The following is a 12362-nucleotide window of genomic DNA, read 5'->3' as shown; positions in this document are numbered from 1 at the left end:
GTTTTCCGCAAAGAGGAACTCCCATGCACGACGTATCGAACCCGACGAATTCCCCCCGTCGCGCCCTGCGTGGCCAGCGCCTGGCCGGCGCGGTGGTGATGGCGTTGACCTTGGTGACGGGCACCGCCTGCAGTCGGAAGCCGGCGGCCGAAACGGCCGCGCCCGCGACCACCGAAACACCGGCGCCGGCCGCCAGGGCCGCGAACGCGGACGTGCCGGCGGTGGACGAGGCCGAGGCCGCACGCCTGGCCGAACAGGTCAAGGCCGAAACCCGCCATGCGTGGCAGGGTTACATGCAATTCGCGAAGGGCCATGACGATCTCAAGCCGATCAGCGGCCAGCCGCGCGACTGGTACGAGAAGTCGCTGCTGATGTCGCCGGTGGACGCGCTGGATACGCTGATCCTGCTGGGCCTGGACAAGGAAGCGACCGAAGCGCGCGAGCTGATCGCCACCCAGCTCTCGTTCGATCACGACATGTACGTGCAGAACTTCGAGATCACCATCCGCCTGCTCGGCGGGCTGATCTCCGGCTACCAGCTCAGCGGCGACGAGCGCCTGCTCAAGCTGGCCGAGGATCTGGGCAAGCGCCTGTTGCCGGTGTTCGAGAGCAAGACCGGGCTGCCGTACACCCACGTCAACCTGCGCACCGGCAAGGTCCGCGGCACCGTCAGCAATCCGGCCGAGACCGGCACCCTGCTGATCGAGTTCGGCGCGCTGAGCAAGCTGACCGGAAATCCGATCTATTACGACAAGGCCAAGCGGGCGCTGACCGAAACCTTCAACCGCCGCTCCAAGATCGGCCTGGTCGGTCTGAACATAAACGTCGAGACCGGCGAGTGGACCAATCCGACCAGCCATATCGCCGGCGGCATCGACTCGTACTACGAGTACCTGTTCAAGTGCTGGAAGCTGTTCGGCGATGCCGACTGCAAGCGCATGTGGGACGAGAGCATCGGTCCGATCAACCAGTACCTGGCCGATGAAGTGCGCGAGGGCGAACTGTGGTACGGCTACGCCGACATGAACACAGGCAAGCGCACGCAGACCACCTACGGCGCGCTGGACGCGTTCATGCCGGGCCTGCTGGCGTTCGGTGGCGATCTCGAGCGCGCCAAGCGCCTGCAGGAATCCAGCCTGAAGATGTGGCGCCTGCACGGCATCGAGCCGGAAGCGATCGACTACGGCAAGATGGAAGTGACCTCGCCGGGCTATCCGCTGCGTCCGGAGATCGTCGAGTCGGCGTACTACCTGCATCACTACACCGGCGATGCGCGCTATCGCGGCATGGGCAAGGAGTTCTTCGAGGACTTCGTCCGCCACACCCGCACCGAGCATGGCTTCGCAGCGCTGAAGGACGTGCGCAGCAAGGAGAAGAACGACTCGATGGAAAGCTTCCTGTTCGCCGAGACCTTCAAGTACTACTACCTGCTGTTCGCGCCCAAGACCGCGCTGGACTTCGACGCGGTGGTGTTCAATACCGAGGCCCACCCGATCCGGAAGACCTGGAAGGACTGAGTCCGGACTTCATCGCCGCGGCACCCGAATGCCCGTCCCCAGGACGGGCATTTTTTTTGCCCGCGGGGCCGTACCCGAGCGGGCATGGGGCCAGTTTCGGAGAGCATGGGAGAGCAGGGGAGAGCATCGGAAAATCAGATGCGGCGGAGGGCACGATCGGTAACCGTTATCACGACGGATCCGATATGCTGAAAGCGTAATGCGAATCACAACACTAGGCATCCAACCTGCTTGACTCCATGCCCGAAGCCCTCCTGACGCCCGCCCGCATCGCGGTGACGGAAGACGACGACGAACTTCGCGAACTGCTCGTGTCGGAACTTGCCGAGCGCGGTTTCCAGGCCGTGGGGTTCGCCAGCGCCGAAGCGCTTTACCGGCACCTGGCCGTGCAGCCCTGCGACATCGTGCTGCTGGACATCGGTCTTCCCGGCGAGGACGGCTACGCGGTTGCCCGCCACCTGCACCAGATCGCTTCGGTCGGCATCGTGATGCTCACCGCGCGCGGGAAGAGCGACGACATGGCGCGGGGGCTCAGCACGGGCGCGGATCTGTATCTGGTCAAGCCCGTGGACATGGATGTACTGGCCGCGGGTATCGCCAGCCTGCGGCGTCGCCTGTCCGCTTCCGACCGGAGCGTGCCGGCGGAGCCCGCGCCACGTTGGGCGCTGGTCGCCGGTGGCTGGAAGCTGCGCACGCCCGACGGCGTGGAGTTGAGCCTGGGCGAAGCGGAACGGGTGTTCCTGCGCATGTTGTTCGAACAGCCTGGCGAACCGGTGGAACGCGAACGCTTGATCGCCGGCATGACCGAGTCGCCTGCTGATTTCGATCCGCATCGGCTCGAAGTACTGCTGCATCGCCTGCGCCAACGCGTACGGGGTGCGAGCGGACACGCGCTGCCACTGCGCGCGGTGCGCGGCATCGGCTATCTGTGGTTGCACGAGGGCGGCTGAGCAGGCCCAGTCCATCGCGTGTTCCTGTTCGTGCGCGGCGTTGCGCGAGAGTGTTCGAGAGCGATTGAAAGTGTGAGTGATGTTCCGTTATTGAGGTGATAAGAATCACAAAATAAGATTCCCCTGCCGTTGCAGCGCACAAAACCTGCGCTTGGCGGCCGCGTCGTTTCCGGCGCGAGAGCCACCGTCTTTCGGGAAGTCCGGTTCCATCGCGGCGACTGCCGCCGGGACCGTTCTTCGCGCCGACGGCTACCAGGACCGCCCGCAAGGCGGTGTACGGAACAGGGGAAAACTGTGGTCCTCCAAGTCGTTGCGGCGCCTGGCGCCGAATGCGCGCGCGCGCCTGTCTCTGGTCATGACGTGGACGAGGCCACCGCCATTCCGCGTGGCGTGCGGCGACGCGGGCAGTGGCTTCGCAGGGCCGCGCTGCTGCTGGCCACGCTGCTGCCGCCGACGCTGGCGAGCGCGGCCGATCTGCAGATCAGCGGCCTGACCGACACCGGCTACGATCCGAGCCCGGTCGGCGCACCGGTCGTGTACCACGTCGTGGTCGAGAATGGCGATGTCGATACGGTCAACGACGCGGTTGTCCTGTTCGACCTGCCGGCGGGGGCCGCTGCGGGCACGTTGCCGATCTTCTGCAGCAACCTGGGCGGTTCCCCGGTCCGGATCCGCTGCGCGTTGCCGCAACCGCTGTCGGCGGGTCAGCCCGCCGCAAGCTTCGACATCCAGATGCTCACCACCGGCATGGCGCCGGGATCGGTGTTCATCCATGGCGCCGTCGGACGCGCCAGCGCCACCGAGCCCGGCGCGGGTGAACCCCTTGCGAACCTGCCGACGAGCCACGGTTTCTTCACCGCCGACGGCGAACCCAGCAACAACCTGCTCAGCCAGCAGACCACGCTGGACCAGTCGGGCGATCTGCGGCTGGAAAAAACCGCCTCGTCGGCTTCGGTGATCGGCGGCGACGAAGTGACCTACACGCTGACCGTCACCAATGACGGCCCGGGCGCGTCGTCGGGTTTCAACGTGCGGGACACGCTGCCGGCGGGCGTCAGCCTGGTGGCCGGCAGCTTCAGCAATCCGGCCTGGAGTTTCAATCCGGCCACGATGACCGCGACCCACGCCGGCACCCTGGCGCCCGGCGCCAGCAGCGCCTTTTCGTTCCGCGCGAAGGTGAATGTCGGTGGCGGCAACATCATCAACTCCGCCGTGGTCAACGCCGGTTCGATGCCTGACCCGAACCCGGCCAACAACACCGACGACGTCACCACCCTGGTCACGCCCGGCGCGGACATGGCGATCAGCAAGAGCGCCAACCCCGCGCCGGCCATCTCCGGCGATCCGATCACCTTCACGGTCAATGTCAGCAACCTGGGGCCCAGCGCGGCCACCAATCCGAGCTGGACGGACGTGCTGCCCGCCGGTTTCACCATCACCGGCGGCAACGAGCCGGCGGGTTGGACGTGCTCGACGACCGCCGGGAACACCACCCGCGGATGCAGCTACGCCGGTGACCTGGCGCCGGGCGCGTCCACCAGCTTCACCATCACCGCGATGGTGCCTTCCAACGGCGCCAACAGCAGTGGCGATGTGACCAACACCGCGACGGTGACGTCGCAGACCCCGGATCCGGTATCCGTCAACAACAGCGGCAGCGTCCAGTTCAGCGTGATGCCGAATGGCGCGGATCTGGGGCTGGCCAAGCGCAAGACGCCGGCACTGGTCGCGATCTGGCCGGGCACCGGCCCAGACGCCGACAGCCTGATGACCTCCACCATCAACGTGCACAACTACGGGCCGCGCGCGGCGACCGGCAACGTACAGGTCGTGGATCGGCTGGCGGCGGGCGAGGAGTACATCAGTGGCGGCAATGCCGGCGAATGGACCTGCTCGGTGGCACCGGCCGCCTGGAACGCGGGCGGTCCGGCGCAGGTCGTCACCTGCGATCTGGATCCTTCGCGCTATGACCTGGCGCGCGATGCCGACACGCCGGCGCTGCGGATCGTCACCCGCGCCCGGACCCCGGATCTGGCGCTGACCAACAATGCCTGCACCGGCGGCTCCGGCGGTTCGCTGGAGCCGAGCACCGGCAGCATCAACGAGGATCGCAATACCACCAACGATTGCGCCGGCGACGGCACCCGTACCACCAACGATCGCGTCGATCTGCAAATCGAGAAGTGGACCCGCGCCAACGACGGCGGCACCGACAACGTCATCCCGCTGGGCACCAACAGCTACAGCTACACGCTGCGGGTGACCAACCTCGCCATCACCGACGCGGTACCGGCCAGCGGCATCGTCGTCAACGACACCATTCCGGGTTTCGTGAACGGCAATACCGCCGGGGTTGACCGCACCAACGTAACCGTGGCCGGGCCGGCGGGCTGGAACTGCGACGTCAACGGGCCTTCGGTGATCTGCCGATCCGGCGACACCGCGCTGGCCGTGGGTGCTTCGGCCGACATCACCATCACGGTGGGCTTCCCGTTCTTCGACAGCATCGGCCAGAGTCCGGGCAGCTGCGGCGCGGGCGCGCCGGCCAGCGGCGCGTTCTGCAACATCGCCGGCGTGGCGGTGGATCCGGATGTCTCCAGTTCCGTGGGCGAAATCAACGGCGCCAACAACCAGGCCAGGGACTGGGTGCGGGTCGAGCGCCGCGCCAACGTCAGAACGACCGCCAAGAACATCACCACGGGCAACGTGGGCCGCGTCGGCGTGGTCAGCAACTATGTGATGAGCTATTACAACGAGGGGCCGTCGGCGGTCCCCGGGGTGATCTTCCAGGACATCTTCACCCTGCCGGCCAACGACACGGGCTTCGTGCTGGTGTCGGCCACCCGTACCCCCGGCACCGTGGCGTGCACGCACAGCGCCGCCGGCGGCACCACCGCCACGGCGACCGCCGGCGGCATGTCCTATGCCAACCCGACCGGCTCGCCGTCCCAGGTGATCGTCACCTGTCCGGCGGTCAACCTGGCGTTCCAGCAGACCGAGAGCCTGCGCGTGCAGATCCGGCCGAACGTCAACAGCAACAACAATCCGGCCGGTCGCCAATTCACCAACGTCGCCAGCTTCGACATCACCGGTGGCGCCAGCGGCAGCGATGCCAATGGTCCGTTCGACTACAACACCAACACCAGCGCTGCCGACGACCAGAAGAACGCCTCGCTGACCTTCGAGCAGGGCGCGGCGGATCTGGTCGTCAACAAGGACGATCTGGGCTTCACCGGCGGCGTGGATCCGCTGGGCTACGACGCGGTCAACACCGCGGCCAACCTCATCACCTACCGCATCACCGTGCTCAACCGCGGCCCGTCGGTGGCCACCAGTGTGCGGATCACCGATACGTTCCGCGCGCCGAACGGGCGCCAGGTCCAATTCGTCGGCATCGCGCCCGGAAACGGCGGCGCCCCCTCGGGTGGCTTCAGCACTGCCGGATGCACCGTCAACAGTGCCAATCCGTTCACCGGCGCGGGCACCACGCCCGCCGACCCCGGGCTGAACATCGAGTGCGACGTGCCCGGCGCCGGTTTCAGCGGCAGCAACGTGCTGGGCACGCTGGGCGTCAATGCGACCAGCTATGTATACGTCCAGTACCGCTACCTGACCGCGCCCGGCGGCGGCGGCGACACCGTGCGCAACCAGGTCCAGGCGACCCTGGCCGAGACCGATACCAACCCGACGAACAACGCGGCCGACGAACCGACCACGATTCGCGCGCGCGCCGATGTGCGCGTCGCCAAGCACGTGTTCACCGACGCCCCCGATCTGGATCCGGATGTCGCCCTGCCGGCGGCCCTGGCGACGACGGTGGCGCTGCGCCAGCCGTTCTATTGGGTGCTGGAAGGCGCGAATGACGGTCCTGGCGCCAGCCTGTCGCGCGATCGCAGTGGCACCAGCCCGCAGAACGGCACCGGCACGGTCATCACCGACACCCTGCCGAACGGGCTGGAGATCACCGGTCCGGTCCAGTGGCAGAAGAAAGGTCCATCGCCGGGCGGTGATGAGCAGCCCAACGGGACCGGCGCGTGCACGGCCGCCGGGCTGGCACTGACCTGCAACCTGGGCGACGTGACCGTCACCGGCAAGGTGCGCGTGATCATCCCGGTGCGCTGGACCTCGTATCCCGGTGCGGCGGCACAGGTCAACACCACCCGCATCGCCACCGAGCAGGTGGATCCGAATCCGGGCAACAACATCGACGACGAGGACATCCTGGTCACGCGTTCGTCGCTGGCAGGCGTGGTGTTCCAGGATCGGGATCGCGCCGGTGCCAACGGCGGCACCCATCAGGGCGTTGCCGGTGAACCCGGCATCGGCGGCGTCAGCATCCGCCTGACCGGTACCGACGCCTACGGAAACGCGGTCAATCTCACCACCACCACCGCCGCCGATGGCAGCTACAGCTTTGGCGATCTGTCGCCCGCGGGCGCGGGTGGCTACACGCTGACCCAGACGCAGCCGGCCGGCTTCGTCGATGGACCGGTCGCCCCGCCGACCAGTGGTGGTGCCGAACCGTCGCTGGGCGGCGCCTACGCCACCGGTTCGCCCGACACCGTGTTCACCGGCATCGCGGTCGGCGCCAGCCAGGCGGGCGTGCGCTACAACTTCCCGGAAGTCCGGCTGCCCTCGCTGTCCGGCTTCGTCTACGTGGACGGCAACTACAACAACACCCGCAACGGCGGCGACGGTGCGATCGCCGGTGCCACGGTGGAACTGCTGAATGCGGCGACCGGCGCGGTGATCGGCACCACCACGACCGATGGTACCGGCGCCTACAGCTTCACCGGACTCGATCCGCTGATCACCTACACGCTGCGCGAGGCGCTGCCGGCGGGCAACTATCGCAACCGGCCCGGCGCGGTGAATCCCGGCCAGATCGGTGGCGCGGCCTGCACGACCGGTTGTACGGCGGCCACCGGCGTGGCCGGTGATGCGGCGACCACCGACCGGATCAGCGACATCGATCTGGGCGCCGGCCTGGATGGCGTGCAGTTCAACTTCGGCGAGGATGCGATCTCGGCGATCTCCGGCAACGTGTACCTGGATCGCAACCGCAACGGCGATTTCGAAGCCGGCGACGCGGGCACGGTCAACTCCCGCCCCAACGGCGGCCTGCAGGACGTCACCGTCACGCTCACCGGTGCGGGTGCGGACGGGGTGTTCGGCAACGGCGACGATCCCGCGCCGGTCATCCTGCAGACCGATGCCAATGGCGCGTACCAGTTCACCGATCTGGTGGTCGGCCAGAGCTATCGCGTCAGTGAAACCCAGCCGGATGGCTACGGCGAAGGCAGCGAGCATCCGACCAATGTCATCGAGATCAACAATCTGACCATCGCCGGTTCGGCTGGCAACGATTTCGGCGAAGTGCTGGGATCGCTGGCGGGCAGCGTGTTCGAGGACTTCTCGGCCACCGCCGGCAACAACAACAACGGCGCTTTCGACAGCGGCGAAAATCCGATCGGCAATGTCACGCTGACCCTGACCGGCACTGACGTGCTGGGGCAGCCGGTGAACATGACCGTGCAGACCGACGGCAGCGGAGCCTACCGCTTCGCCGACCTGCTGCCGCCACAGGCGGGCACCAGCTATACGCTCACCGAAACGCAGCCGGCCGGTTACCTGGATGGCCGGCATACGCCGGGCAACGCGACGACCCCGGGCAATGCGAACACCGCCAACGTGATCGACGGCATCGCGCTGTCCGCCGGGCAGGACGCCACCGGCTACCTGTTCGGCGAACTGGCCAACGCCATCATCAGCGGCACGGTGTACCTGGACCGCAACGACGATGGTGACAACAACGGCGGCGACGCCGGCATTCCCGGCGTCACCGTGGTGATCCAGGGCGCCGGTCCGGACGGCCAGTTCGGCACGGCGGACGATCCGGCGCCGGTCACCCTGACCACCGACGCCAACGGCGACTACAGCTACGGTGGCGCGGTTGCCGGCCAGAACTATCTCATCAGCGAAACCCAGCCGACCGGCCTGGCCGAAGGGCAGGAAAACGGCCTCAACCAGATCCCGGTGACCAACCTGCCGGTGGCCGGTTCGCGCGGCAACGACTTCGGCGAACTGGCCGGCGCGCTGTCCGGCAGCGTGTGGCTGGACGCCAACAACAACGGCGTGCGCGAGCCGGGCGAGAACGGCATCGGCGGCGTGCGGGTGAGCCTGCCCGCGGGCACGCGCGACGCGCTCGGCAATTCGCTGGCCGAGGCGGTCACCGATGCCAACGGCGACTACCGCTTCGGCGACCTGCCGGCCGGCACCTACACCGTGACCGAACAGGCCGCGCAGCCGGTGGTGGGCGGGGCGACGACGATCAACGGCACCACGGTGGCCGGCAATATCGGCGGCACGCCCGCGGGCACCGCCACGCCGATCGCGACCGTGCCCAGCGCCATCGCCGGCATCGCGCTGGGTGCGGGCGAGTCCTCCGTGCGCAACGACTTCGGCGAAACCCTGGGCGTGTCGGTCTCCGGCCGGGTGTTCTTCGACGCCAACAACGACGGCGCGCAGGCCGGCGCCAGCGAGACCGGCATCGAGAGCGTGACCATTCGCCTCACCGGCACCGACGACAGCGGCGCGGCGGTGGATCTGACCACGACCACGGACGCCAACGGCGATTTCCGTTTCGAGGGCCTGCGTCCGGGCACCTACGCCGTGACCGAACCGCAGCAGCCCACCGGCACCAGCAACGGCCAGACCCTGGCCGGCACCGTCGGCGGCACGCCCTCCGGCACCGCCACGCCGATCACCACCGTACCGAGTGCGATCAGCGCGATTGACCTGACCACGCCGGGCGCCGCTTCGGAGAACAACCTGTTCGGCGAGATTCCGCTCAACAGCGCAATCAGCGGCCGCGTCTGGCGCGATCTGGACAACGATGGCGTCATCGATCCGTCGGAGCAGGGCATCGGTTCGGTGGTCGTGCGCCTGACCGGTACCGATCTGGCCGGCAACACCATCACCCGCGAAGTCACCACCCAGCCGGACGGCGGCTACGCGTTCACCGAGCTGCCGCCGGGCACCTACACGGTCACCGAACCCGAGCAGCCGGCCGGCACGCTCAACGGCATCACCGTGCCCGGCACCGGCGGTGGCACCGCCACCGCGCCGACCACCGCGCCGTCGGTGATCGAAGGCATCACGCTGGGCGTGGGCGAGGAAGCGGCCAACAACAACTTCGGCGAGGTTCCCGCCGGCACCATCTCGGGCCGGGTCTACAACGACGGCAACAACAACGGCGTCATCGACACGGGCGAGGGTGGCTTCCCGAACGTGCAGGTCGTGCTGACCGGCACCAACGATCTCGGCGAAACCGTCAACGTCACCGTCACCACCGACAGCGAGGGCCGGTACCGCTTCGAGAACCTGCGTCCGGGCACCTACACGGTGACCGAGCCGACCCAACCGGCCGAGACGCTCAATGGCATCACCACGCCGGGCACCATCGATGGCACTCCGACCGGCACCGCCACGCCGGTGACGACCACGCCGTCTGCGATCAGCGGCATCGTGCTGCCGCCGGGCGGCCAGTCGATCGACAACAACTTCGGCGAGGTCGGCGATTCGCCCGACCTGGTGGTCAGCAAGACCGCCACGCCGGCGACCTTCACCGTCAACAACGTGGGCACCTACACCATCCGCGTGCGCAACATCGGCCAGCAGGCGAGCACGGGCGAATACGTGGTGGAGGATCGCCTGCCTGCCGGCCTGACCCTGGACGCAACGCCGGCCGGGTCCGGCTGGAACTGCACCGGCGCGATCGGCGACAACCGTTTCCGCTGCGCCAGCAGCACGGTCATCGCCGCCGGCGCCACCGCGACCGACACCATCGTGGCGCGCGTGCGTGTCGCGGCGACCGCCGCTGCGGCGTCGCCGGTGAACAACGCGGTACTGGTCGAGGGCGGCGGCGAGAACGAGTTCCGCACGCCAACGCAGGAAGAACGCGCCAACTTCGAGGGCAACGTCGACGACCTGCCGGTATGCGACCCGGCGATCACCCAGAACGCCTGCCGCCTGCCCACGCCGGTGCAACTGGCCGCGTCGGTCTCCGGCACGGTGTGGTTCGACCAGGGCAGCGACTTCGGTCTGATCGACGGTGGCGATCGCCGCCTGGGTGGCTGGACCGTCGAAGTCGTGGACGCCAATGGACAAGTGGTGGGTACGGCCACCACCGGCGTCGACGGTTCCTATTCGATTGCCGACCAGATTCCCGGCGTGCCGCTGGACATCCGCTTCCGCGACCCCGCCACCGGCGTGGTGTGGGGTTGGCCGGTCAGCGGCGAAACCGCTGGCGGTTCGCCCGCGCCGTGTGACGCCACCGGCGCGATCGGCGGTGGGACCGCCAGTTCCTGCCCGAGCAGCACCGACGGCGTCACCCGCCTGTCGGTGGTGCTTGCCCCGGGCGCGAACCTGCCGCAGCAGAGCCTGCCGCTGAATCCGGGCGGCGTGATCTACGACGCGGTGACGCGCAGCCCGGTCCCGGGCTCGCGGGTGACCCTGACGCCGATCGGCAGCTGCCCGGCCTATGCGCCGGAACAGCACGTGCTCAACGCGGCCATGGGCGGCTACACCGTGCAGGGCAACGCGATCTCGATGACGGTCGGCGCCGACGGTTTCTACCAGTTCCTGATGGCGCCGGGCGCGCCGGCGTCGTGCCGGTTCCAGATCGCGGTGACCCCGCCGGCCGGCTATACCTTCGAGTCCGGCATGATTCCGGCGGAAAACTCGCCGCTGACGCCGCCGTCCACGCCGGGCCTGGGTTATCCGGTGCAGACGAACGCGACCGCGCCGACCGGCCCGGCCGGCACCGCGACCACCTACTACCTGGAGGTCAACCTGGGTTCGGGCGTGGCCGCGCCGGTGCACAACCACATCCCGCTGGATCCGCAGGTGGCGCCCGGCCTGGTCATCACCAAGACCGGCGACCGCAAGACCGTGGAAGTGGGCGACAGCCTGGTCTACACGATCACCATCCGCCAGACCGCGGGTGCCGCGCTGGGCACGGTGAACGTCATCGACCGCCTGCCGCATGGCTTCACCTTCATCGCCGGTACCGCGCGGGTGGATGGCAGCGGCATCGCCGACCCGATCGGCAAGCCCGGACCGACCCTGGTGTTCGACGTCGGTTCGCTGGCGGTCGGCGCGCAGAAGGTGCTGAGCTACCGCGTCCGCGTGGGCGTGGGCAGCCAGCAGGGCGACGGCATCAACCGCGCGCGCGCCTGGGGCTGTTCGATCACCGGCGGCTGCGTGGATCCGAACACGCTGGCGCCGTATCCGAACGGCGGCACCGTGCCATCCAATCCGGCCGAGTACCGCGTGATCGTCAGCGGCGGCGTGTTCGCCGACGAGGGCTGCGTGCTGGGCAAGGTGTTCGTTGACTGCAACGTCAACCATGTGCAGGACAGGGAAGAACTGGGCATCCCCGGCGTGCGAATGTACTTCGAGGACGGTACCTGGCTGATCAGCGATTCGGAAGGCAAGTACAGCTACTGCGGCCTGCCGCCGAAGAGCCACACGCTGAAGGTGGACGCGTCCACGCTGCCGGTCGGCTCGCGCCTGACCACCAGCAGCAACCGCAACCTGGGCGACGCCGACAGCCTGTTCATCGACCTCAAGAACGGCGAGCTGCATCGCGCCGACTTCATCGAGGGCAGTTGCTCCAACCCGGTGATCGAACAGGTCAAGGCACGCCGCACCCAGGGCGAGATCCGCGCGCCGGAAACGGAGCCGGGCCAATCGCCGCTGCGTTTCGAAAGCAAGCCGCTGCGCAGCCCGCAGCAGGGCACCGACTCGGCGAACCAGCGCCCGATCGTGGATCCGAGGGCGACCGCCCCGAGTCCCGCCGCCGGCACGGAGGTGCAGCCATGAGCCGCACCCC

The 12362-nt window shown here is 68.2% G+C and carries 3 protein-coding genes; all 3 read left to right on the top strand.

What is annotated here, in order from left to right:
• Positions 1–23: 23 nt before the first annotated feature.
• The 3 genes from FHW78_RS00895 (at position 24) to FHW78_RS00885 (ending at position 12352) form a co-directional block, all read left to right on the top strand.
• Positions 24–1517: a glycoside hydrolase family 47 protein gene (locus FHW78_RS00895; protein ID WP_255443125.1), complete on the top strand. Its 1494-nt coding sequence runs from the start codon at positions 24–26 to the stop codon at positions 1515–1517.
• Positions 1518–1756: 239 nt separating this feature from the next.
• Positions 1757–2467: a response regulator transcription factor gene (locus tag FHW78_RS00890; RefSeq protein WP_183636530.1), complete on the top strand. Its 711-nt coding sequence runs from the start codon at positions 1757–1759 to the stop codon at positions 2465–2467.
• A 360-nt stretch (positions 2468–2827) separates the two neighbouring features.
• Positions 2828–12352, top strand: coding sequence for an SdrD B-like domain-containing protein (locus FHW78_RS00885; RefSeq protein ID WP_183636528.1), 9525 nt, complete (start codon positions 2828–2830; stop codon positions 12350–12352).
• Positions 12353–12362 lie beyond the last annotated feature (10 nt).

It is taken from the genome of Pseudoxanthomonas sp. OG2 (genome assembly GCF_014192765.1).
Classification (GTDB): Bacteria; Pseudomonadota; Gammaproteobacteria; order Xanthomonadales; family Xanthomonadaceae; genus Pseudoxanthomonas_A; species Pseudoxanthomonas_A beigongshangi.
Note: the sequence above shows the minus strand (reverse complement) of the source record. Positions and strands in the feature narration are given on the sequence as shown.

Excerpts from the sequence above, each read along its gene's own strand:
- FHW78_RS00895 (WP_255443125.1), top strand. The coding sequence starts at position 24 with ATGCACGACGTATCGAACCCGACGAATTCCCCCCGTCGCGCCCTGCGT.
- FHW78_RS00890 (WP_183636530.1), top strand. The coding sequence starts at position 1,757 with ATGCCCGAAGCCCTCCTGACGCCCGCCCGCATCGCGGTGACGGAAGAC.